Raw genomic sequence first — 21,975 nt, forward strand, 5'->3', positions numbered from 1 at the left:
CCCGAGGGCCGCCGGACACCAATAACTGTTCGTGCAATCTAAGGAAGCAATATGATGATATGGCGACTCGCGGCAGGATGCCTCACCCAATGAGGTGAGAGGCGCTCGACGTCGGTCAAATCTCCGTTTTCAATCTAACATCGATGTCGCTGCCTACGATTCAGGCGAAGAGCTGCTCCATGGGTACAAGCCCAACCAAAGTTGCTTGCGCCTCCTCTGCAAATTCTCATCGCGAGCGGATCATTCGCCGACATTGAGCGCGGATGTCGCGCAGGCGGCGCCGGAGCGCGTATCGAGGCGGGCCTGGCCGTTTGCGCCCAGCGTGACAGCTCCCTACACCTTGCTTCAAGCTTTCGCGAACCTTGTCACAATTCGCGTGCCGAATTGCGCCCCGATGGAACCCGCATGCCCCTATGCACCACGCCGTGCATATCTACATCGCTCCAATCCAAAATTGACCCGACCCACGATTCGCGGATATCACAAATCCCGATGGGGACTTGGATTTGCTGGGAAGTGTCATGCCGCGTATCCTCGTGGTAGATGACGATCCGATGGTCGGCGCGACCATCGAGGTCCTCCTCCAACGTCAGGGCTTCGACGTCACGCTGGCCGACGGCGGCGAAACGGGACTGGCCGCGCTGGAAGCGCAGGCCTATGACGTGATGCTGGTCGACATCTTCATGCCGCATATGCGCGGCTTTGAATCGATCCGCATCTTTCACGAGCGCGCGCCGTCCGTGCCGCTGATCGCGATGTCCGGCTACGCCTTCGCATCGTCCGCCTCGCCCTCGCCCGATTTCCTCCGCATGGCGCTCGAGCTCGGTGCGATGCGCTGCCTGCGCAAGCCGTTCACGCCCGATGCGCTGCTGACCACGATCCGGGAATGCCTCGGCGCGGCCGCCTTGCCGAAGGATCAGAAAGAAGCACCTTGATCCCAACGCAACGCGTCATTCTCGGTGCTGGACTCGCCATCCTCCTGATCATCACCGCCGCCTCGATCGCCCTCGACGTCAAGTCGCGGTCCGATACCACCTGGGTCAGCCACACCGTCCAGGTGCTGAAGAAGATCTCCGATCTGCGCGTGCTGCTGCGCCGCGCCGAGAGCGCCGCGCGCGGCTACGAAATCTACCGCAACCAGGCCTTCAGCGATGAATTCGAGGCCGCCCACGCCCAGATCGCGCCGGCGCTCGCGAGCCTCAAGCGCGACGTGCGCGACAATCCCGACCAGGTCGCGCTGCTGGAGGGCACCGAGCCGCTGGCGCTGCGCCGGATGGAGGTCGCCGCCGCGGCGATGCGCCTGCGCGCCGCGAACGACGACGCCGGCATTGCCGCGCTCCAGGGCAAGGCCGAGGGCCGCGGCCTCATGGACACGGTGATGGGCAATCTCGACCAGCTGAGCACGGAAGAGGAACGACTGCTGACCGCGCGCTCCCAGGATTCGCGCCGCACCGGCATCGTGCTGCTCGGCATCGACGTTGCCGGCGCGCTGGTGATCCTGCTGCTCGTGCTGATGGTGATGCGCGAGAGCCATCGCGCCCAGAGCGCGCTCAAGAGCACGCTCGAGGAAGCTACCGCCGCCAATGAACAGCTCGAGGCCGCGGTTGCCGAGCGCACCGAGCACCTGGTCACCGCGCATGACGAGCTGCGCCTGTCGGTCAACGTACTCCAGAGCACCTTTCGCAGCATGGCGGAGGCGGTGCTGGTCATCGACATCGAGGGCAATGTCCTGTTGTCCAATCCGGCGGCCGAGCGCATGCTGCTGCACCGGGCCGGCATGAACCTGCGCAATCTGCGGGCGCTGTCGGATGTGTTTCACGGCGACGGCGTCACGCCGCTGAGGGCCGACGAGCTGCCGTCGACGCGCGTGCTGCGCGGCGAGCATTTCGAAGCCATCGAGATGATCGTCCGCCCGCACAGCGGCAATGACCCGCGCCACCTGATGATCAGCGGCCGGCCGATGCTGGACGGGCAAGGCGACATTTCCGGCGCGGTGCTGGTCTATCACGACGCGACCACCTCGCGCGACACCGAGCGGCAGTTGCACCAGTCGCAGAAGCTGGACGCCATCGGCAAGCTGACCGGCGGCGTCGCGCACGACTTCAACAACATGCTGACCGTGATCTCCGGCAACACCGAGACGCTGGTGGCGAGCCTGAAGCAGCAGCCCGAGCTGCAGCGCGTGGCGCGCCTGATCGACGATGCCGCCGAGCGCTGCGCCGAGCTGATCCAGCATCTGCTCGCCTTCGCGCGCAAGCAGCCGCTCCAGCCGCGCAACGTCGAGATCAACGCGGCGATCACCGACATCGCAAAACTCTTGCGCCCGACCCTCGGCGAGCAGATCCAGATCGAGACCGTGCTGGAACAGGGTCCGATGACGGCGCATATCGATCCGTCCCGACTCACCAACGCCGTGCTCAACATGGCGATCAACGCCCGCGATGCCATGCCGAACGGCGGCAAGCTGCTGCTGGAGACCCACCGCGTCGCGCTGGACGAGGCCTATGCGCAGGCCAATGCCGAGGTGGTACCAGGTCCCTACGTCATGCTCGCGGTCAGCGACACCGGCACCGGCATGTCGACCGACATCCAGCAGAAGGCGTTCGAGCCGTTCTTCACCACCAAGGAGGTCGGCAAGGGCTCGGGCCTCGGCCTCTCCATGGTCTACGGCTTCGTCAAGCAGTCCGGCGGCCATATCAAGATCTACAGCGAGCCGGGCCACGGCACCACGATCAAGCTCTATCTGCCGCCGGGCGAAGGCGCGAGCGACGCGGCCGCCGCCACGCCGCCGCAAGCCGAGGGCGGCGCCGAGACCATTTTCGTGGTCGAGGACGATCCGCTGGTGCGCAACTTCGTCACCGCGCAATTGCAGGGTCTCGGCTACAAGACCGTCGCCGCTGCGGACAGCAAGGCCGCGCTGGAATTGATCGAGGCCGGCCAGGCCTTCGACCTCCTCTTCACCGACGTCGTCATCCCCGGCGGCATGAGCGGGCGCGAGCTCGCCGACAAGGTGGCAGCGCTCCGCCCGGGGCTGAAGGTGCTCTACACCTCCGGCTACACCGACAACGCCATCGTCCATCACGGCAAGTTAGATGACGGCGTGCTGCTGCTGACAAAACCCTATCGGCGCAACCAGCTCGCCGAGATGATCCGCAAGGCGCTGGGCGACAACGCGAGTTGAGATTGTAGGATGGGTAGAGCGCAGCGAAACCCATCAACGATTTTCATGGTGACGAGGATGGGCTTCGCTTCGCTCTACCCATCCTACATGGCATCGCGCCTCATCGCGTCGCCAGCACTACGGCGGCCAGCGTGAAGATCAGCGCTGCGATCTGGCCCGCTCCGAGCGGCTCGTGCAGCGCGATCGCGGACGCGACGACGCCGATCACCGGCACCGCCATCGTCCCGATCGCGGCGACCGACGCCGGCAATCGCGCCAGCGCGGCGAACCAGCTGACATAGGCGATGCAGAACTGCACGACGGTCGAATAGAGCAGCAGCCACCATCCGACCGGCGTCACATTGTCCAGATGCGAGGTCTCGACCAGGAGGCCGACGATCGAGATCGGCAGGCAGCCGATCCCGATCTGCCAGGCTGCAGCCGTGATCGGCGGCAGATGGATCGGGTATTTCTTGGAGAAGACCGTACCGACGGCAAAGCCGAGCGCCCCCGTGAGCGCCATGATGATCCCCGGCAGCTTCTCCGCGCTCGCGGCGATGCCGTTGCCGCCCATGATCGAGGCAAGCCCCGCGAAGGCCATCACCAGCCCGAGCGTGCGCAGCAATGTCGGCCGCTCGCCCAGTACCGGCCAGGCGATGATCGAGGCCCACACCGGCATGGTGTAGGCGATCAGCGCCGCTTCGCTCGCCGGCAGCCAGAGCAGCGCGAGCCCCATCAGCACCATCCAGCCGGTGACGTTGAGGACGGCGGCGGTGAGCAGGCGCGGCCAGATCGCAGGGTCCACCTTCAGGCTCTGCCGGCGGATGATCGCCAGCGCCGCCAGCAACAGCGCGCCTAGCACGCCGGTCACCCCGCGCAGGGTCAGCGGCGGCAGCTCGGCGAGGAGGAATTTCGTCACCGGCCAATTGAAACCCCAGCCGATCGAGGTGATCGCGAGGAACATCAGGCCGGCCGGGGCGATACGCGGACGCGTATCCCGGCGAGTCGAATCAAGCATGTGGGCAGTCCGGCAAAATCGAGGTCAGCTTGGCCCGGATTCGCCCCCTTCACCACCACCTCGGCGGGCATGCCTGCCCTCACCTTCCGTAAGGGTACGTGAGTCCTGCTGACGCAATCCCGGTCCCGAAAAATATACCTGCCCTGTGAACAGCGGGATGAAGGCTCCGTATCGTCACGGAAGACAAATTTTTTCGGTTGGGAATCCCTGAGGACTCACTGATACTTGGCTCAACAACAGGTGAGGGCTTGCCCCCTGTTATCCCCCGCAATCCACCATATTTAGTATTTGATTCAGGAACTCGCACTAGTTCTTGACGGGCGCAACGGAGAGTCCTAGCTTTCGGTCCGTTCGGCGCGAGTGAGTTTGCGTCCCGCCGGCACTCCCCCAAAGGGTCTCGCAAATCTTAGCTCCGCCAGCCGGCCAAAGGCTGCGGATGAGGGCTTGTCTGCCCTCAAGAAGCGGGCTTTTCGGGCGCCAGAACGGGCCGGCAAAAGGCTCGGATGGCATCGGTTGAAGAAGTGACGTTGTGGGGCGTTGAACGCATGTCGCGCACATCCCGTTGGGGCGGATGGGTGTGGACATGCCGGCGGGATGATCGATGCACGCATCGAGCCATCGCACCGGGAGAAACTGGGCCGGAATCCACCGGCTGAACTGCGAAGCCTTAAGGCTACGGCCCGGGAGGACTCGCGAAGCGAAATGACGACCCGGCCCGCTTCCAACGGGGAGCGGATCCGGTCAAAGATAAGGACGGGGCAAGACAATGCGGATTGAGCGGCGCCACACCACTTCGGGACAGTCACCTTACGCCGGGATCGAGTTCCGGCTGACCACGTCGGAGATTCGCAATCCCGACGGCTCGGTCGTGTTCAAGCTGGATAACGTCGAGGTCCCGACCGAGTGGTCGCAGGTCGCCTCCGACGTGCTGGCCCAGAAATATTTCCGCAAAGCCGGCGTCGCCGCGCGCCTGAAGAAGGTCGAGGAGGAATCCGTTCCCTCCTTCCTGTGGCGCTCCGTGCCCGACACCGAGGCGCTTAGCGGGCTCCCCGAGAAAGAGCGCTATGTCAGCGAGCTCAGTGCAAAACAGGTGTTCGATCGCCTCGCCGGCTGCTGGACCTATTGGGGCTGGAAGGGCGGCTACTTCACCAATGACGAAGACGCCCAGGCCTTCTATGACGAGCTCCGCTACATGCTCGCCATGCAGATGGTCGCGCCGAACTCGCCGCAATGGTTCAACACCGGTCTGCACTGGGCCTATGGCATCGACGGCCCCGGCCAGGGCCATTATTACGTCGACCCCTTCACCGGCAAGCTGACCAAGTCCAAGTCCGCCTACGAGCACCCGCAGCCGCACGCCTGCTTCATCCAGGGCGTCGGTGACGACCTCGTCAACGAGGGCGGCATCATGGACCTCTGGGTCCGCGAAGCCCGCCTGTTCAAGTACGGCTCCGGCACCGGCTCCAACTTCTCGCGCCTGCGCGGCGAAGGCGAGAAGCTGTCGGGTGGCGGCCGCTCGTCCGGCCTGATGAGCTTCCTCAAGATCGGCGACCGCGCCGCCGGCGCGATCAAGTCGGGCGGCACCACGCGCCGCGCGGCCAAGATGGTCGTCGTCGACGTCGATCACCCCGACATCGAGACCTACATCGACTGGAAGGTGAAGGAGGAGCAGAAGGTTGCTGCGCTGGTCACCGGCTCCAAGATCAACCAGAAGCACCTCAAGGCGGTGCTGAAGGCCTGCGTGAACTGCGAAGGCTCGGGCGACGATTGCTTCGACCCCGAGAAGAACCCGGCGCTCCGCCGCGAGATCAAGCTCGCGCGCCGCAGCCTCGTGCCTGACAATTACATCAAGCGCGTGATCCAGTTCGCCAAGCAAGGCTACAAGGACATCCAGTTCGACACCTACGACACCGACTGGGATAGCGAAGCCTACCTCACAGTCTCCGGCCAGAACTCCAACAACTCGGTCTCGCTGAAGGACGACTTCCTCCGCGCGGTCGAGACCGACGGCGACTGGAACCTGAACGCCCGCACCTCCAAGAAGGTGACGAAGACGCTGAAGGCGCGCGACCTCTGGGAGAAGATCGGCTACGCCGCCTGGGCGTCGGCCGACCCGGGCCTGCACTTCAACACCACGATGAACGACTGGCACACCTGCAAGGCGTCCGGCGACATCCGCGCGTCCAATCCGTGCTCGGAATACATGTTCCTGGACGACACCGCCTGTAACCTGGCGTCCGCGAACCTGCTCACCTTCTACAACACCACGACCAAGCAGTTCGACGTCGCCGGCTACGAGCACCTCTGCCAGCTCTGGACCATCGTGCTCGAAATCTCCGTCATGATGGCGCAGTTCCCCTCGCGCGCGATCGCCGAGCTCTCCTACGAGTTCCGCACGCTCGGCCTCGGCTACGCCAATATCGGCGGCCTGCTGATGACCATGGGTCTGTCGTATGACAGCAAGGAAGGCCGCGCGCTCTGCGGCGCGCTGACCGCGGTCATGACCGGCATCACCTACAAGACCTCGGCCGAGATCGCGGCCGAGCTCGGCACCTTCCCGGGCTACAAGAAGAACGCCGCACACATGCTGCGCGTCATCCGCAACCACCGCCGCGCCGCGCATGGCGAGGCCTCCGGCTACGAGGCGCTCAGCGTCAACCCGGTGCCGCTCGACCACGCCTCCTGCCCGCAGGCCGACATTGTCGAGCGTGCCAAGGCGGCCTGGGATGCGGCGCTCGAGCTCGGCGAGAAGCACGGCTATCGCAACGCCCAGACCACGGTGATCGCGCCGACCGGCACGATCGGCCTCGTCATGGATTGCGACACCACCGGCATCGAACCGGACTTCGCGCTGGTAAAATTCAAGAAGCTCGCCGGCGGCGGCTACTTCAAGATCATCAACCGTGCGGTCCCGTCCGCGCTGCGCGCGCTCGGCTATCGCGAGAGCGAGATCGCGGAGATCGAGGCCTACGCCGTCGGCCACGGCTCGCTCTCCAACGCGCCCGGCATCAACGCCTCGACCCTCAAGGCCAAGGGCTTCACCGATGAAGCCATCGCCAAGGTCGAGAAGGCCCTGCCGACCGCCTTCGACATCAAGTTCGCCTTCAACAAGTGGACCTTTGGCGAGGATTTCATCCGCGACCAGCTCGGCATCGGTGCCGAGGCGATCGCGGCTCCCGGCTTCGACCTGCTCCAGGCCGTCGGCTTCACCAAGCGCGAGATCGAGGCGGCCAACGTCCATATCTGCGGCGCGATGACGGTGGAAGGTGCCCCGCACCTGAAGGCCGAGCACTATCCGGTGTTCGACTGCGCCAATCCCTGCGGCAAGATCGGCAAGCGCTATCTGTCGGTCGAGAGCCACATCCGCATGATGGCGGCGGCGCAGCCCTTCATCTCGGGTGCGATCTCCAAGACCATCAACATGCCGAACGACGCCACGGTGGAGGACTGCAAGTCCGCCTACATGCTGTCGTGGAAGCTCGCCTTGAAAGCCAACGCGCTCTATCGCGACGGCTCCAAGCTCAGCCAGCCGCTCAACTCGCAGCTCATCAGCGACGACGAGGACGAGGATGATGCGGTCGAGACGCTCTACGAGAAGCCGATGGCGGCGCGTGCCGCCCAGGTCTCGGAAAAGATCGTCGAGAAGCTGGTCGAGCGCATCATCGTGATGCGCGAGCGCGAGAAGATGCCTGACCGACGCAAGGGCTACACCCAGAAGGCGGTCGTCGGCGGCCACAAGGTCTACCTGCGCACCGGCGAGTATGACGATGGCCGTCTCGGCGAGATCTTCATCGACATGCACAAGGAAGGCGCAGCTCTCCGCTCCTTCATCAACAACTTTGCGATCGCGGTCTCCCTCGGTCTGCAATACGGCGTGCCGCTGGACGAGTATGTCGACGCCTTCACCTTCACCCGCTTCGAGCCGGCGGGCCCCGTGCAGGGCAACGACAGCATCAAGTACGCGACCTCGATCCTCGACTACGTCTTCCGCGAGCTGGCGGTGAGCTACATGTCGCGCTTCGATCTCGCGCATGTCGATCCGACCGAGTCGAACTTCGACGCGCTCGGTAAGGGCGTCGAGGAAGGCAAGGAGCCGGACGAGACCCAGCACGCGACCAAGCTGGTCTCGCGCGGCCTCACCCGCTCGCGGACCGACAACCTCGTCGTGATGCGTGGGGGCTCTGCCGCGGTCGCGCAAGGCAACGACAGCGCGCCGACCGGCGGCAGCAAGGTCACCGCCCTCGCCGCGCACGGCGCAAGCGCCCGCGCCGGCGACGCCATCGAAGGCGCCGTCGCCCTCAAGCAGGAAGCCAGCCACGACCTCTCGCCAACCGAGAAGCTCGAGGCGCTCCAGTGGAGCAAGGCCGGCAGCGCCGCAACGGTCGCGGCTCCCAGCAAGGCCGAGCGCCGCGCCGAAGCCAAGGCCAAGGGCTACGAGGGCGAGATGTGCTCGGAGTGCGGCAACTTCACGCTGGTGCGGAATGGCACCTGCATGAAGTGCGATACTTGCGGCAGCACGACGGGGTGTTCGTGAGGCCGTAGAACGTCGTCTCGAGGATCGTTAGATCCGGACATATGCAAAGGGCGGCCGAAAGGCCGCCCTTTTTATTTCAGCAACTTCATCCGCTTAATGCGTCGGGCCACTCGCTCCTCACCGCTCATCATTGGCCACCGCATCGCTGCGTGCCCGTCTCGCAGCTCGCCTCGCCGCTTTCCTCGCAACCCAGCGCGCGCGAAACTGCTTCGCGGCACGAAAGGTGCGTGGTGCCACGACCTGGAATGCCATTGAGGCTATTCCGGCGACAACCCCTTTGACCACGTCGAAAGCGAAATCGGGTCCAAAATACTCCCACACGACCCTGCCTCCTTCTCGCGAAGGCTCCGCCGGGCGGAATGGGTAGCTTGCGAACATGAAAAAGCCCCGTCCGTCACCGGCGGGGCCTCGGGAAAATCTCTGTGCGCCTTGTTCAGCGCACACGAAATCTCTCGGTACACCCGCTCATGGTGGACTCGATGAACCAGCTGCAAAGCATGGCGGTGCGATGAAAAACGCCCATAGCGATCACCCAGAAATTTCGAAATGCGAAGGCGCGAGATGCGCAATGCCAAACGCGCGCACAACAGGCCGGTTGGCGGCAGATAAACAGACTGAACGGCCGCCGTCTGTGGACCAATTCACAATTGCGGTATGACTTTTTTTGGGCGCACGGCGATTGGCCCTGTCGCTGCGCCAACCAAACCCCGCACAGTCAGCCAGAATGTCCGCGTCCAATCGTCTAAAGCGTTGATCGCCAGCATCGTTCTCGCAGCCCCAATCGCCGACCATGCCCGGAACAAACCGAAACCTCCTCCCTCGCCTGCGCAGCGTTAGGCGGTGGGCACGAAAGACGTTCTCGCGCGCACCACGGATGGTTCGGATCGCGGCCGGCCTGGCTATCCTGATCGCGTCTCTCGCCCTCCTGAGCATCGCCTACCACGTCATCCGCAAGCCCACCGAACTCTTCGTCTTCGTCGGCAATTCCCTCGACAAGGATCCATCCGAGACCTGGCGTCACTACGGCCCCCTCTTCCGCACCTACTCCACGGCAACGATCACGCCCGAATTGCTGGCCGCGCTGGCGCAAGTCGAGAGCTCCGGCAATCCGGTGGCGCGCACCTACTGGCGCTGGCGGTGGAGTTTCAATCCGCTGGCGATCTACCGGCCCGCCTCCAGCGCGGTCGGCCTCTTCCAGATGACCGATCCGGCCTACGCCGAGGTCTCGCGTTTCTGCATCCGTAGCAACGCGGTCACGGAGACGGGCTGTGGCTTCACGCGCCTCTACACCCGCGCGATCCCGAGCCACGCCATCGAACTGGCGTCGGTGTATCTGGACCGCAATGTCGCGCTAGTTCTCGCCCTCGCGGGCGATGTGAAGGCAAGCGCCCAGCAGAAGCAGGATCTGGCCGCCTTCATTCATCTCTGCGGCGCAGGACCCGCCACGGCCTATGCGCGCCGCAAGTTTCAGATTCTGCCCGGCGAGCGGTGCGGCGATCACCTCGCCGCAAGCTATGTCGCCAGGGTCAGCGCGATGAAGCGGCAGTTTTTGCGGCTTGCGGCGGATGACGGCGGTTAGTGCCGTAGGATGGGTCGAGCGAAGCGAAACCCATCAGTCCACGGACGGCTATTGATGGGTTTCGCTGCGCTCTACCCATCCTACGTGCTTCGGCTAACTTTCACATGCGACCGTGATTAAGTGCGTGGCACAACCGTAATCCTCCGAATTGCCTTTGCGGTCGACCACTTCACCCCTAAACTCTTCGTCTCACCGATACGGTTCCGACGGGCCCGGTAGACGCGGAGTCAGATTATGCCCAAACCGGAAAGCTTCCCGATCGAGAAGATCTTCGTTCCCACGAAGCAGAAAAAAGCCATCAAGTCCGAAACCGTCGCGGAGATCGCGGAAAGTATTCTGGACATCGGACAACAGGAGCCCATTTCCGTTCGGCTCGATGGAGACCGCCTCGTTCTGGTCCAGGGACTGCATCGGCTCGAAGCCTGCAAGGCGCTCGGCGAGACGACCATACTCGGTGTCCTGGTCCCGGCCGAGCTTGCTCAATCCAAGCCGCAGCTCGCCGAACGACCTGAAGTCGAGGCAGAGCGCATCAAGATGGCGCGATTGAAGCAGTTGCGCCTGGCGAAGGAGGCCGCAGAGGCATCCACGGCTGCCTTGAGGGGCGTCAGCGCAACGGAATCTTCGCGCACCCGGTCGGCGAAAGGCGTCCGCGACAATCCGAAGGCATCACCGGGCAGGACTGCGAAAGCGGCGCCGAAAACATTGTCGGCCTGGATCACGCAGCAAAAGGGCAGCGGTGGCCGCTATTGATTGCCGGCTTAAGAATGACGGTGACCGGTCCGTAGGATGGGTTGAGCCCTTGCGAAACCCATCAGTCCACGGACGGCTATCGATGGGTTTCGCTTCGCTCTACCCATCCTACATGCTTCACACCGTTGCTTCCGTATCCGGCATCGAACTCTTTCCGCCGTCCGAACCTCGCGTCTTGCTGCCGGCCGAAAAAATATCCTGCACCAACCCCAGCTTCCCCAGCCCCAAAACAATCAGCCCATTGATGTCGACCTCATACCACGCGTGCGACAGGTATGCGTCGCGCGGGAAGCGGTGGTGGTTGTTGTGCAGGCCTTCGCCGAAGGTGAGGATCGTGGTGACGAGCTCGTTGGTGGTGCCGTCATTGGTGTCGAAGCGGCGGTAGCCCCAGCGGCCGTCGCTGTGGCAGACCGAGTTGACCAGCGAGGTGGCCATGGTCATGACGTAGCTGCGGAACAGGCCGGAGAACAGGATGCAGCCGATCATCGCGTGCACGCCACTGAGCGCGTAGCCGAGGGCGGCGGGGATGATCAGCGCCGACAGCGCGTACCAGTACCAGCGCGTCCTTGTGAAGAACATCGCGATCGGGTCGGCCAGGATATCCTTGGCGTAGTATTCGGCGTCGGTGGTCTCCTTGTCCCACACCCAGCCGCCCTGCGCGTGGCCCATCCCCTTGGCAAAACTCTCGATGGGGTTGCCGGAGCCGTCATAATAGGGGCTGTGGACGTCGCCCGGCCGGTCGGAGTGAAGATGGTGCCGGCGATGGTTGCTCACCCATTTCAGGATCGAGCCCTGCACCGCCATCGTGGCGATCGCGGCGAGGATCGTCCGCATCACCGGACCGCAGCGGTAGCTGCGGTGGACGAAGTAGCGATGCATGAAGCCGATGCCAACAGTGGTCAGCACGAACATGCCGGCGAAGACCGCGATCTCCACCCACCCGATGCCATAGGTGAAGGCCCAGATCAGCGCCCCGATCGTGCCTCCGATCATCAGGGCGAACGAGATGTAGGAATCGCGAAATTTGGCGTCGACCACCGGTCCTTCGAACAGCACGCCCGGCGGCATTTTTGGCTCCGTGCCCTGCTCCGGCGCCACGCTCTCAACTACGGTCATTTCAGGCAGTCCATTTCCAAAACACTTCTGCAACGTAGGGTACAGACGCAGATTATTTCTAGCAACAACCCGATCGGCCGCGCGACTACGGAGCGAGCCTGTAGGGTGGGTTACGCCAAGCGGTCTGCGCTGCGCGCAGTCCGCAGGGCTAACCCACCCCACGCTCTGCCGGCATCCGGCAAAATCTCATCACATGGCCGCCACGCAAGTGACAACCCACAATCGCGATTTCAGCGCAAACGGGATGGAGGCTTGCGGCTTCAGCGATATTCGGGAGCCATTTGCAATGTTGAGTTCGGTAGAAAATAAGCCAACGGGAAAATCCGGCCGGCGCGGCGGCAAGAAGAAGGCCGGGCAACGGACCGGGGCCGGCGAGCACCACGCAACTGCGGCGCATCAAGTGCCGGATGCCTCGGCGGAGAACAGGCAAGAAAACAGCCAAGAGAACAAGCAAGAGAACAGGCAAGAGACCAAGCAAGAGGTAGAGACGAGCCGACTGATCGGCGCGCAGGTTCCCTCGGCTGCAACCTTGCCGTCCGGGATAGAGATCGTTGCAGCCGCGCCCGTCGCACCAAGGGAACCCTCCCAGGCCGGCGCGCAGGCGATTGCCGATGCCTATGGCGACTACATCAGGACGTCGCTTGAGCACGCCTGGACCTTCCTGGGACAGCTCGCGACGGCGCGCTCACCCGTTGAGGCCGTTGAGCTTCAGATGGCGTACGCGAAACAGGCGTGCGAATCCTTCGTCGCCAAATCCCAAGAGATCGCCGAGCTGCATGAACAAATGACCAGACAAAGGGTCATGCATTTTGAGGGGTTCGTGGCCAGGCTCACCCAGACGACGCTCGAAATCCGCGCAACACATCACTAAAGCGCGATGAGATTGGGACGAATCGTCCTCGCGCTTTAGGTTGTTGTTTGCGCATGATCTTTTCGGAAAACCTCTTCGCACTTTTCCGGATCATGCTTTAGCGGCGGCTGCGTATTCCGAGCCGCGTGGCCGGAAGCCCTTAGGGGTAGAACCCTTGCGAAGCCCATCATACGATCATCGACGTTGATGGGCTTCGCTCCGCTCGGCCCATCCTGCGAACTGCGCTTGCGCAGTCGCGGAGCCAACCCAGCCTACGCTCACTCCGCCCAGCTCCCTGGGCCCGCCATAATTTTACCTTTGCACACACGTTGTGTCGGACAGCGGCGAGACCTATCCTTCCAGCGATCGGACTGCCTCCCATTGACGCCCGACCGGATGGAGAGCGCATCGGTGCCTGAGACGAACGACCCCAAACCCGAGACCGACAGGCCTGATAACGCCAAGCCTGATGACACGAAGCCTGATGCCGCCAAGCCGGACGAGGCGCGCGTCGACGGCGGCCTGGCGCGGGCCTATGACCGGATCAAGAGCGCCGAGGAAGACCTTGCTCGGCTGGACCGGCTGGTTTCCGGAATGGAACGCACCAGCGAAAGCCCGCCCGTCTCGCACGCAAGCGCCGCTGCGACGGCGGCCGCTGGTCCCGCAAACAAGGCGCCGACGCCGGATGCCAGGGTTCCGAATGACAAGCCTCGCGATCAAGGCTTGAAGGGAGACCGAACCATGATGCGCGCCTTGGTCGGCCTCGTGCTGGCGATCGGCCTTCTCGGCGCGGCCTTCGCTTCGCAATATCGCGATGAGGCCAAGTTGATCAGCAAGTCGATCATGGCCCGATTGGGTCCGCCGGCCACGAGCACACAATCGCAAGCCTCCGCTGTGGAAAGTCCGGCGCAGCCGCAGGCCGTGCTGCTGGCTGCGGCGGATGAGGCGAGCCCGGTGCCCGCGCCGCCGGTCGCCAAGGACACCCAAGCAAAGGACACGCAAGCCAAGAACACGGAAAGCGCCCCAAAGCCTGGCGCCGCGGCGCCTGAGACGTCATCGTCCGATCTCGCGCAATCGCTCAAGGCCATCACGAGCGAGCTTGCGAGCATCAACGGCAAGCTCGAGCAACTGAAAAGCCGCAGCGAGCAGACCCTGCGCGAGCAGGCCGACACCATTCAACAGCTCAAGGCGGCGCAGGAGAAGGATGCGGCGGAGACCGCCCGCCTCGCCGCGCAGGTCCAGGCGCTGCAAACGCAGCCGACCGCGTCATCGACGCCCGCAGCCGCAAAGCCCGTCGTGCGCAGTGTGAACAACGAGGCCGCTGCGCGTGCCCGGCCGCACGTACCAGACGCTGCGCCCCGGCGGCCGAGGCCGCCGCCGCGAGGCCCCTGGATGCCTCCGCCCTATATGGATCCCTATTACGGCGATCCGGATTGGTGAGCTCGCAAGGCAGGTTCGCCCGTAGGATGGGTAGAGCGAAGCGAAACCCATCATTCCACGACCGCTGTTGATGGATTTCGCTTCGTTCTACCCATCCTATGAACGCCGCTCTGGGGAATATCCGTGGGGTGGGCAAAAGGCGCTCTTGCGCCGTGCCCACGAGCCAGTTCTACGGCCGGGAATGGTGGGCACGCTTCCGCCTTCGCTGTTCGAGCTTCGGCGGACAAGTCGCTTTGCCCACCCTACGAGAGCTACGAGAGCCGGGGCGCTACCACCAATACGGCCAGCGCCATCCCTCATAACGAACATATGACGGCACCAGCGGCGGGCCGTAGGGATCGACGCGGTCGTCTTCAGGCCGATAACGATAGCGCGGAACGACATTGTAATCCCACGGCGTCGGCCGGAGCACGGGCGCCGTCACGATAAGCCTCTCCTGTGGTGCGCGAACGACGACAGCCTTCCGCGTCCGGGCTTCAGCACCTGTCGTTGCCAGGCTGCACAGCGCCACGGCGGCTCCGAGCGCACAGGCGAGGGTCATTTTCTTCATGCGTTGATCTCCTTCGCGGGAAGAGTGCTCAAGGATGCAAGGCAAGGCAAGCCAATTCGCTGTCAACTTGCTTGAATGAACGCTGTCGGTTCTCGCTCGCCGCCCGCCCCGATCAGCTCTCCGGGCCGCAACCTCGTGGGGTCGGCGGTCCGACGTCCAGGCTCAACCGGCGCACCCCCTTGGATTGCAGTGCCCAATTGAACACGCTAGACGTTTGGTCATTATTCAAATCGATTCGTATCTTTTGGGGGATTGATGAACAAATTGATGACGGTTTTTGTCGTGACGGTCTTGTCGGTGGGCATCTCGGCGGCCGAGGCTGCTCCCCTTTACGAGTGCGGCGGCAACCCCGCCTGCCAGGCCAAGCGCGATCGCATGTCCCGCGAGACCTATGAGCGCAACATCAATCGCTGCCTCGCCGCTGCCGGCGCCACGCGCGAGCAGTGGCGCGCCCATGCCGTCCCGCGCCCGCAGGCGGACAAGGTCCGCGCCTGCCTGGAGGCGCACGGCTGATTGACGAAGTGGTGCGGCGGGCGAAGCGCTACGCCGCGTCGGCGTCCTCGGGCGCAGGCCCTGCCACGAGCCCGTCGAGACTGACCATCAGCAAATCGGCGATGTGCATCAGCTGGTAGACCGGAATGTCCGCCTCGCCCCTCTCGGCCAGCGACAGGAAATCGGGCGACACGCCGATGCGCTCGGCGAGCTGGGCTTCGGTGTAGCCGCGGCTCTCGCGCGCGGCTTTGACACGCGCGCCGATGCCGAGCCGGTGGCGGGACTGCTCGTCCGCGGTCATCATGGCGGCCTGCTCCTCCGGGCTCGCATAGCCGTCCGCGAATGCGGTGCCGATCAGCCGCTCCTTGCGCCAGGCGAGCCGGCAGGCCTTGCGCAGTCCGCTCGAGAAGATCACTGAAAACTGCTCCGGCACCCAGGCCGAGCTGTTGAGCTGCAGGCGCGCGCCGGTGCCGGAGACATCGCGGATCGTGCAGGGCACGCTGATGACGCTGCCGGCGCCGTTGTCGAACTCGACAATGCCGGTCCGCAGCGTGTGATGCCTGACGGCGGCGCGATGATCGCTCATGACAGCTCCCGTAAGCGCGCTGCAGCCGGACGAGGTATCCGACGCAGCCGCACATTCCGGATGGGAAGCTAGCGCAGAGTTTTTCGCAAAACTCCTAATGTTCCACCGCCGCGCCCGCGACCGGCCGCCATGGTAAAGGATTTGCTCCCATCCGCGGCGGGGCGGTCGCATGTGGGCATTTCGCACGGCCTGAGCGAGCGCCTCGTCCTTCGAGACGACCGCTCCGCGGTCTCCTCAGGATGAGGCTAAGCAGCACTGCGCCGTTGAAACTGCTGCCGCACAGTCCGTCGTCATCCTGAGGAGCCCGCCCAAGGCGGGCGTCTCGAAGGATGGCCGCAGGGAAGCCGCCTCCATACACGCCCCCCAAGCAACCCGCGCCCGCCTACTCCCGCGCGCGGCGCAGCGCGTCCTCCAGCTTCCGCCGTTGCTTGTGCCAGCGGGTCTGCTCGGCTTCAGCGCGTTCGTCGAGCGCGGCCCGCTCGGCCTCGATCGCCGCGGCGCGCGCCTCGTGCTCCCGTCTCGCCTCGTCCAGCGCGGCTTCGGCCGTGGCGACGGCCTTGTCCCGTCGCGCGCGCGCCTTGGCGCGGGCGTCCTCCTCCTTGCGGCGCTCGGCTTCGCGCCGCCGCTCCGCCTTCTCGAAAGCCGCGGCGGCCTTGCGCGCGGCCTGATCATCGGCCTTGCGCGATGTCTTGGGTGCGGCCTTGACGGGACGCTTCTTCGCTTCCGCCCTGGGCTTGCGTTTGGGCCTGGACTTGTGCCTGGCCTCGCCGTCGCCGAGATCGGTCGGCAGCTGGGCGTTCTCGGTGAACGGATCGTCCGAGCCGACCGGACGCCTCAGCACGACGCCGGGGCTTGCCATCGTCGCCGCGACGACATCGGGATCGTCGGTCTCCTTCGCAACGCCCTGATGGAAGAGATTGGAGCTCGCGCCCCACGCCTCCAGCGCCGCCTTCATCGAGGGTGCGGCGACCGCCTGGTCGTAGAAGCCGAGCGAGGTCTGGTACGTCCTCAGTTTTCTCTGCGGTTTTTTCTTCGGCTTGCCTGGCATGTCGCTCCGCGGCCCCAGCGCGGCACAAGCTTCCGTCGCACCGGCGCCACCCTGGCACCATGCCCCTGTTTTGCCCGACGGGTCAAACGATATTTCGGTATCGCCGAAGTCGATCCGCGCTCACCGCCGCGACCCAGTCAATCGCATATGGCATCGGAGCTTTGGGCAGCCTGGCCCCCACGCCGTCATGGCCAAGCTCGTCCCGGCCATCCACGCCCTGCCCGGCGTTGAAATCCCGCTTGTTTTCTACTGTGCATGGGGTTGTTTTCGAACTTTTGCCGGACTCGCATCGCCACGACGCTACGCTTCCGCATCAAGCAGCGCGTCGTACCCCTTCGCGCTGAACGCCAAGAGACAAAACCCGTGCCCGAACGGATCGGCCAGCATCGCGATCCGCCCATAGGGCGCATCGCATGCGGGCACCTCAAGCACCGCGCCGGCGGCGAGCGCGCGCGCAACGGCGGCATCGACATCGTCAACGACGACGTCGATATGCAGCGGCGACCAATGCCGCTCGTAGCGACGGCGGTCACCGCCCGCGCCGATCGTGCCGGCCGCTTTGGTGAGCAGATACACCGGCGCCGGCCAGCCCAGCAGTTCGACGAAGTCGGAACCGAAGCGGCGTCCGACCGTCAGGCCGAACGCGGCGGTGTAGAAGGTCGTGGCAGCGGCGACATCAGGGACGTCGATGTTGAGGAGGATGCTCATGGCGGGCAGCGTAGCCCGGATAGCGCAACGCGCAATCCGGGATGGTGCCGCACCCGCAATTCGGACTTAGGGGATCTCGTACACCGACACCCGTTCCGCGATCCCGCTCAGCGCAACGCTGCGGCGGGTTGGAACGAGGCCGCCGGCCTCGAGCAGGTTGCGCGTCTCGGCATTCTCCACAACCTGCTCCGTCACCACGATCGAGCGCGAGGCGGCGAGGCCCTGGACGCGCGAGGCGATGTTGACGGTCTGGCCGAAATAGTCCTGCTGGCCATTGAGCGTGACCGCAAGGCACGATCCCTCGTGGATGCCCATCTTCAGCAGCAGCCCCTGCTGCTGGCGCTGCGCCCCGAGCTCGCTCATGGCCTCGCGCATACGGATCGCGGCGGCGATCGCCCGGTCCGGGGTCTCGAACGTCGCCATCACGGCATCGCCGATGGTCTTGACCACGGCGCCGCGCTCGGCGGCGATGATCTCCTGCAGCAGCCGGAAATGCTCGTTGACGAGATCGAAGGCGACGAGGTCGCCGACATGCTCGTAGAGGCCGGTGGAATCCTTGAGGTCGGAGAACAGGAAGGTCAGGCTTAAAATCTTCAGGCGCTGGCCGATGGCGAGCGTCTCGGTGCGGTAGAGATCGCGGAAGGTCTGGTTGGTGAGCAGCCGCTTCGCGGTGAGGCTGGGCCTCCGCCGCGTCAGGACGGCATCGAGCCGCCCGTCCGCAACCCACACCGCCGGCAGCACACGCGTATCGGTGCGGTTCTCCAGCGTGAGCCTGAGCGCGCCTGGTCGAAGCGTGACCGCATCGACCGGCACGTCGGCCTTGTTGAAGATCAGGGCGAGGTTCTGGCGCTCGCTGGTCTCCTCGCCCTTGACCTCGATGAACTGCGCCGTGTGCGTCACGGGATCGAACAGGATCAGCATGCCCGCTCGAATCTGAAGCGACAGGATCGCCCGCTCGCCCGGCGGCAGGTCGACGGCCTCGAGCGTGAGCTCGCGCATGAGCGCATCGACATCGGTGGGGAGGTCGATCGCCGAGCTCCAGAACACCTGGCGATAATATTCGGCGAGCGACAGCTCGTCGGCATTGTGGGCGGCGATCTTGCGCACGCGCGGGCTGACCGTGAAGGTCACCTCGACCAGATTGTCCAGCGTCGTCTCATAGCCCGCCGCGCAGAACGCGCAATGATACTGCGCGCTGTTGACGGTCTTCAGACTCTTGTTGGCGGAGAGCACGCCGGCGCAGCTCGGGCACATCACGCTCCAGGTCATCTCGAGGATGCCGAGCCCGACCGCGCGCAAGAGGGCGCCGATCACCTCTTCCTCATCGAGGCTGGCCTCGCCGGCCAGATGCAGCGGGTTGATCTTGGAGAGCGCATGGTCCGGCGCCTCCCGCACCATGCGCTCGATGAGGTCGACGACGTCCTCGTCGACCGACTGGCGCAGCACACCGAACAGCGTTTCGATCTCGCTCATGCAATGATTTTACCTGAAAGGGGGCGGCGCGGAAATCCGCGTCTCCCATAGCTATGCCGGCGACGGCGGGGCACAAGCACTAGCAGGCAATTGCCGCCTCACGATGACGGGAGGTTGATCGCTCGACGGGAATCAGCGCTGCCGCTGCGCCAAGTAAAATCCGCACAGCACCGTGCCAAGTCCCGCCAGTTGCAGCGTGGTCGGGGCCTCGCCGAGCAGCAGCCAGCCGACCAGCAGCGTCAGGGCCGGCACGATCGCCGGGAACACGGCGGCGCGGGCAACGCCGAGGCGCTGGACCGAGACGGCGTAGAGATAAAGCGCACCGGGACCTGCGAGCACGCCCTGCGCCAGCGCCTGGATGGCGTTCTCGCTGATGCCAATTGCTGCCAGTCGAGCGAGGCCGCCGGTGGCGAGGTAGACCGGCAATAGCAGCAGCGACAGCACGTTGATGACCAGCGCGGCCGAGACCGCGGAGACGCGCCAGTGCCGCAGCAGCGCGCCGAAGCCGGCGAACATCAATCCGGTCAGCACGAAGATCAGATCGCCCTGCACCCCGTCGACCCCGATATGGCCGATCGATTCGGCGCCGATCACACCGAGCCCGCCGACGATGACCAGGGCGCCGATAAGACGCGAGGCTGAGATCTTCTCTTTCAGGAACAAGGCCGCCAGCAGCAGTCCGCCGAGCGTCGCGCAGGAGGGCTGGATCACGCTGCCATGGCCGAGCGGCACGAACATGAAACCGGCATAGGAGATCAGCGCCATCACGGGGCCGCCGAGCACCATCAGCGCAAGACCCCTGCCCCAGCCGATGCCGCAGAGATCGGAGATGCCGGCGCGCAACACCAGCGGCAGGAAGGCGATACCGGACCAGACGTAGCGATGCAGGAGCAGATCGACCGGCGTGAAGCCGACCTTCAGTCCATGCCGCGTGCCGGCAAAGCCGAGCGCCCAGAACAGCGCCGCCGACAGGCCGCAGACGACGCCGAGCAGCGCCGGCGTCGCATCAGTCTTGTGAGTGAGAGCGTCAGCGCCGCTCGTCCGCTGATCCATGGGGAAGCCTTATGTCAGTGCGTGGTGAGGCTCAACCCACGCCGGTGCAGGGCTGGCACGCATCGCGAATGCCATCACCCCTCCTCGCCGAACACCATCCGCCATCCCTTGCGCGTATCCATGTATTCCCGGACCTCGCGGATCTTGTCGCCCGCCACCGTGAACACGAAGCAATAGTCGTTCTCGTAATGCCTGCCACTGGAGAGCGTCGCGCGCATCCGCTCCTCCACGATCACGATATCGCCGTCGGCATAGACGCCGCGAAAGGCGATATCGATCTCCGAGAACATCCTGTGCATCTCCTGCGCGATGAAGCGCGCGATCTGCTCCGCGCCGACCATGTGGTCGGTATGGTCGAGCGCAACCGCGGTGGCATTGCCCTTCGGCGCGATCCATTCGGCGTCGTCGGTGAAGAGCGCGGCGATGCGATCCTTGTCGCGCGATGAAAAAGTCTTCCAGGCGTTGAGGACGACGTCTTTCGAACTGGTCACGATGCGATACCCCGGCTTGCGTTGAGGGCCGCGTTCTAAGCCGGTGCCCGCGCCGCGGCTCGCCACAATCGGACTCGGTCATCCCGCGGCTCTTCCCAGAGCGCCGGCATGCGCTATCATCGGGCCATGCTGAGTTTTGAAGACTGCAACACCGCGCGCCTGCGCCGGGATCCACACTATGACGGCCGCTTCTTTACGGCGGTGAAGACGACGGGCATCTATTGCCGCCCGGTGTGTCCGGCCAAGCAGCCGCTGACGCGCAACGTCGTCTATTATCCGACGGCCGCCGCAGCCGAGGCCGCAGGCTTCCGGCCTTGCCTGCGCTGCCGTCCCGAGACCGCACCGTTCTGCCCGGCCTGGAACGGCACGCGCTCGACGGTGGCGCGCGCGGTGAAGCTGATCAATGAAGGTGCGCTGGACGAGAATTCGGTAGTGACGCTCGCAATGCGGCTCGGCATCTCCTCGCGGCATCTGGCGCGATTGTTCGAGCGCCATGTCGGCGCGACGCCGCAGCAGCTTGCGAAGACGCTACGTGTCCAGCGCGCCAAACGCCTGCTCGATGCCGGCGATCACACCATGACTGACATTGCGTTCCAGGCCGGCTTCGGCAGCCTGCGCCGCTTCAACGCCGCCTTCGCCGAGCTCTACGGGAGATCGCCATCGAGCCTGCGTTCATCGAAGAATGCGTAGCCGGCTTTAGAAAAATCCGGGGCTGAGATCGAGCCCGTAGGTCAGGCTCAGCACGAACACGAACAGCGCAGCGGCTGCGAACAAGGCGAGATGCTTGACGATGAATTCACGCGGCGAAGTACTTGCAACAACGGCTTTCTGCGCAACAGGCATGACGGCTCCGGTATGATTCCAGAATTGGCCGCTCAATATGCGGCGTGCGCATCAGGCGCCGCGATCTGCAAAACAAGTATTAAGAAGATCACACTCGTCTTGAACGGCCGTACACAATGACGGCATCGCACTTCCCTTTTCATCTCCGGATTCTCGATCCGCGCACGCAACACGAAAATTCGCTGTCGAGCGCCGCAAAGAAAAACCGCGCTCCAAATGGGAGCGCGGTTCCGGAGTGTCGCGCATCGAAGGCCGCGAATTCAACATCGCGACAGCGGCACGAT

General features: G+C 64.6%; 19 protein-coding genes. 9 read left to right on the plus strand and 10 right to left on the minus strand.

What is annotated here, in order from left to right:
- Window positions 1–521 precede the first annotated feature (521 nt).
- Together BRAGE_RS0117115 and BRAGE_RS0117120 are read left to right on the plus strand one after the other, a co-directional pair.
- Window positions 522–935, plus strand: coding sequence for a response regulator (locus tag BRAGE_RS0117115; protein WP_027557782.1), 414 nt, complete (start codon window positions 522–524; stop codon window positions 933–935).
- Window positions 932–3,181: a CHASE3 domain-containing protein gene (locus BRAGE_RS0117120; RefSeq protein ID WP_027557781.1), complete on the plus strand. Its 2,250-nt coding sequence runs from the start codon at window positions 932–934 to the stop codon at window positions 3,179–3,181. The genes BRAGE_RS0117115 and BRAGE_RS0117120 overlap by 4 nt, the downstream gene beginning before the upstream one ends.
- Before the next feature lie 100 nt (window positions 3,182–3,281).
- Here the strand turns inward: BRAGE_RS0117120 and BRAGE_RS0117125 are convergent, their stop codons facing one another.
- On the minus strand, window positions 3,282–4,178 hold the full coding sequence (locus BRAGE_RS0117125) for a DMT family transporter (RefSeq protein ID WP_027557780.1): 897 nt from the start codon (window positions 4,176–4,178) through the stop codon (window positions 3,282–3,284).
- A 766-nt stretch (window positions 4,179–4,944) separates the two neighbouring features.
- On the opposite strand from BRAGE_RS0117125, the gene BRAGE_RS0117130 reads away from it, so the two are divergent.
- From BRAGE_RS0117130 to BRAGE_RS0117140, 3 genes are all read left to right on the plus strand, one after another.
- Entirely contained in the window at window positions 4,945–8,712 is a 3,768-nt protein-coding gene (locus BRAGE_RS0117130) for a vitamin B12-dependent ribonucleotide reductase (protein WP_027557779.1), read from the plus strand.
- A gap of 790 nt (window positions 8,713–9,502) precedes the next feature.
- On the plus strand, window positions 9,503–10,291 hold the full coding sequence (locus BRAGE_RS0117135; protein WP_028146305.1) for a transglycosylase SLT domain-containing protein: 789 nt from the start codon (window positions 9,503–9,505) through the stop codon (window positions 10,289–10,291).
- Between the two features lie 234 nt (window positions 10,292–10,525).
- Window positions 10,526–11,041 (plus strand): ParB N-terminal domain-containing protein, encoded by a 516-nt coding sequence (locus BRAGE_RS0117140; RefSeq protein WP_027557777.1) that lies wholly within the window; start codon window positions 10,526–10,528, stop codon window positions 11,039–11,041.
- A gap of 117 nt (window positions 11,042–11,158) precedes the next feature.
- On the opposite strand, the gene BRAGE_RS0117145 is transcribed toward BRAGE_RS0117140, so the two are convergent.
- Entirely contained in the window at window positions 11,159–12,157 is a 999-nt protein-coding gene (locus BRAGE_RS0117145; protein ID WP_027557776.1) for an acyl-CoA desaturase, read from the minus strand.
- Between the two features lie 193 nt (window positions 12,158–12,350).
- Between BRAGE_RS0117145 and BRAGE_RS0117150 the strand changes: the two genes are divergently transcribed.
- Window positions 12,351–13,028 (plus strand): phasin family protein, encoded by a 678-nt coding sequence (locus BRAGE_RS0117150; RefSeq protein WP_027557775.1) that lies wholly within the window; start codon window positions 12,351–12,353, stop codon window positions 13,026–13,028.
- 375 nt (window positions 13,029–13,403) lie between these two features.
- Window positions 13,404–14,447 carry a hypothetical protein gene (locus tag BRAGE_RS0117155; RefSeq protein WP_027557774.1) on the plus strand — a complete coding sequence of 348 codons (1,044 nt, stop codon included), beginning with the start codon at window positions 13,404–13,406 and terminating at the stop codon, window positions 14,445–14,447.
- 268 nt (window positions 14,448–14,715) lie between these two features.
- On the opposite strand, the gene BRAGE_RS0117160 is transcribed toward BRAGE_RS0117155, so the two are convergent.
- Window positions 14,716–14,997: a hypothetical protein gene (locus BRAGE_RS0117160; RefSeq protein ID WP_028146306.1), complete on the minus strand. Its 282-nt coding sequence runs from the start codon at window positions 14,995–14,997 to the stop codon at window positions 14,716–14,718.
- Window positions 14,998–15,264: 267 nt separating this feature from the next.
- Here BRAGE_RS0117160 and BRAGE_RS0117165 point away from each other — a divergent pair, with 267 nt between their 5' ends.
- A complete protein-coding gene (locus tag BRAGE_RS0117165) occupies window positions 15,265–15,510 on the plus strand; it encodes a hypothetical protein (protein WP_027557773.1) in 246 nt (81 codons plus the stop codon).
- A 28-nt stretch (window positions 15,511–15,538) separates the two neighbouring features.
- On the opposite strand, the gene BRAGE_RS0117170 is transcribed toward BRAGE_RS0117165, so the two are convergent.
- The 6 genes from BRAGE_RS0117170 to BRAGE_RS0117195 all read right to left on the minus strand — a co-directional run bounded on the left by BRAGE_RS0117170 (window position 15,539) and on the right by BRAGE_RS0117195 (window position 20,848).
- The gene (locus BRAGE_RS0117170) at window positions 15,539–16,075 is read right to left on the minus strand and encodes a helix-turn-helix domain-containing protein (protein ID WP_027557772.1); all 537 of its coding nucleotides are present in this window, start codon (window positions 16,073–16,075) and stop codon (window positions 15,539–15,541) included.
- A 382-nt stretch (window positions 16,076–16,457) separates the two neighbouring features.
- Entirely contained in the window at window positions 16,458–17,123 is a 666-nt protein-coding gene (locus BRAGE_RS0117175; protein ID WP_027557771.1) for a hypothetical protein, read from the minus strand.
- A gap of 300 nt (window positions 17,124–17,423) precedes the next feature.
- Window positions 17,424–17,831: a VOC family protein gene (locus tag BRAGE_RS0117180; protein ID WP_051377908.1), complete on the minus strand. Its 408-nt coding sequence runs from the start codon at window positions 17,829–17,831 to the stop codon at window positions 17,424–17,426.
- A gap of 66 nt (window positions 17,832–17,897) precedes the next feature.
- Window positions 17,898–19,304, minus strand: coding sequence for an adenylate/guanylate cyclase domain-containing protein (locus BRAGE_RS0117185; protein ID WP_027557769.1), 1,407 nt, complete (start codon window positions 19,302–19,304; stop codon window positions 17,898–17,900).
- A gap of 132 nt (window positions 19,305–19,436) precedes the next feature.
- On the minus strand, window positions 19,437–20,357 hold the full coding sequence (locus BRAGE_RS0117190; protein WP_027557768.1) for a DMT family transporter: 921 nt from the start codon (window positions 20,355–20,357) through the stop codon (window positions 19,437–19,439).
- A 74-nt stretch (window positions 20,358–20,431) separates the two neighbouring features.
- Window positions 20,432–20,848 carry a nuclear transport factor 2 family protein gene (locus BRAGE_RS0117195; RefSeq protein WP_051377910.1) on the minus strand — a complete coding sequence of 139 codons (417 nt, stop codon included), beginning with the start codon at window positions 20,846–20,848 and terminating at the stop codon, window positions 20,432–20,434.
- Between the two features lie 108 nt (window positions 20,849–20,956).
- Between BRAGE_RS0117195 and BRAGE_RS0117200 the strand changes: the two genes are divergently transcribed.
- Window positions 20,957–21,538: a bifunctional transcriptional activator/DNA repair enzyme AdaA gene (locus tag BRAGE_RS0117200; RefSeq protein WP_027557766.1), complete on the plus strand. Its 582-nt coding sequence runs from the start codon at window positions 20,957–20,959 to the stop codon at window positions 21,536–21,538.
- Between the two features lie 6 nt (window positions 21,539–21,544).
- Here BRAGE_RS0117200 and BRAGE_RS55910 read toward each other — a convergent pair whose 3' ends face one another.
- Window positions 21,545–21,691, minus strand: a complete 147-nt coding sequence (locus BRAGE_RS55910; protein ID WP_167336511.1) for a hypothetical protein — start codon at window positions 21,689–21,691, stop codon at window positions 21,545–21,547.
- Between the last annotated feature and the right edge of the window lie 284 nt (window positions 21,692–21,975).

The organism is Bradyrhizobium genosp. SA-4 str. CB756 (assembly GCF_000473125.1).
GTDB lineage: Bacteria > Pseudomonadota > Alphaproteobacteria > Rhizobiales > Xanthobacteraceae > Bradyrhizobium > Bradyrhizobium arachidis.

Coding starts and splice junctions, on each gene's coding strand:
- BRAGE_RS0117170 (WP_027557772.1), bottom strand. CDS start 16,075: ATGAGCGATCATCGCGCCGCCGTCAGGCATCACACGCTGCGGACCGGC.
- BRAGE_RS0117150 (WP_027557775.1), top strand. CDS start 12,351: ATGGCCGCCACGCAAGTGACAACCCACAATCGCGATTTCAGCGCAAAC.
- BRAGE_RS0117130 (WP_027557779.1), top strand. CDS start 4,945: ATGCGGATTGAGCGGCGCCACACCACTTCGGGACAGTCACCTTACGCC.
- BRAGE_RS0117165 (WP_027557773.1), top strand. CDS start 15,265: ATGACGGTTTTTGTCGTGACGGTCTTGTCGGTGGGCATCTCGGCGGCC.
- BRAGE_RS0117115 (WP_027557782.1), top strand. CDS start 522: ATGCCGCGTATCCTCGTGGTAGATGACGATCCGATGGTCGGCGCGACC.
- BRAGE_RS0117135 (WP_028146305.1), top strand. CDS start 9,503: ATGCCCGGAACAAACCGAAACCTCCTCCCTCGCCTGCGCAGCGTTAGG.
- BRAGE_RS0117125 (WP_027557780.1), bottom strand. CDS start 4,178: ATGCTTGATTCGACTCGCCGGGATACGCGTCCGCGTATCGCCCCGGCC.
- BRAGE_RS0117155 (WP_027557774.1), top strand. CDS start 13,404: ATGGAGAGCGCATCGGTGCCTGAGACGAACGACCCCAAACCCGAGACC.
- BRAGE_RS0117185 (WP_027557769.1), bottom strand. CDS start 19,304: ATGAGCGAGATCGAAACGCTGTTCGGTGTGCTGCGCCAGTCGGTCGAC.
- BRAGE_RS0117140 (WP_027557777.1), top strand. CDS start 10,526: ATGCCCAAACCGGAAAGCTTCCCGATCGAGAAGATCTTCGTTCCCACG.
- BRAGE_RS0117180 (WP_051377908.1), bottom strand. CDS start 17,831: ATGAGCATCCTCCTCAACATCGACGTCCCTGATGTCGCCGCTGCCACG.
- BRAGE_RS0117160 (WP_028146306.1), bottom strand. CDS start 14,997: ATGAAGAAAATGACCCTCGCCTGTGCGCTCGGAGCCGCCGTGGCGCTG.
- BRAGE_RS0117145 (WP_027557776.1), bottom strand. CDS start 12,157: ATGACCGTAGTTGAGAGCGTGGCGCCGGAGCAGGGCACGGAGCCAAAA.
- BRAGE_RS0117200 (WP_027557766.1), top strand. CDS start 20,957: ATGCGCTATCATCGGGCCATGCTGAGTTTTGAAGACTGCAACACCGCG.
- BRAGE_RS55910 (WP_167336511.1), bottom strand. CDS start 21,691: ATGCCTGTTGCGCAGAAAGCCGTTGTTGCAAGTACTTCGCCGCGTGAA.
- BRAGE_RS0117190 (WP_027557768.1), bottom strand. CDS start 20,357: ATGGATCAGCGGACGAGCGGCGCTGACGCTCTCACTCACAAGACTGAT.
- BRAGE_RS0117175 (WP_027557771.1), bottom strand. CDS start 17,123: ATGCCAGGCAAGCCGAAGAAAAAACCGCAGAGAAAACTGAGGACGTAC.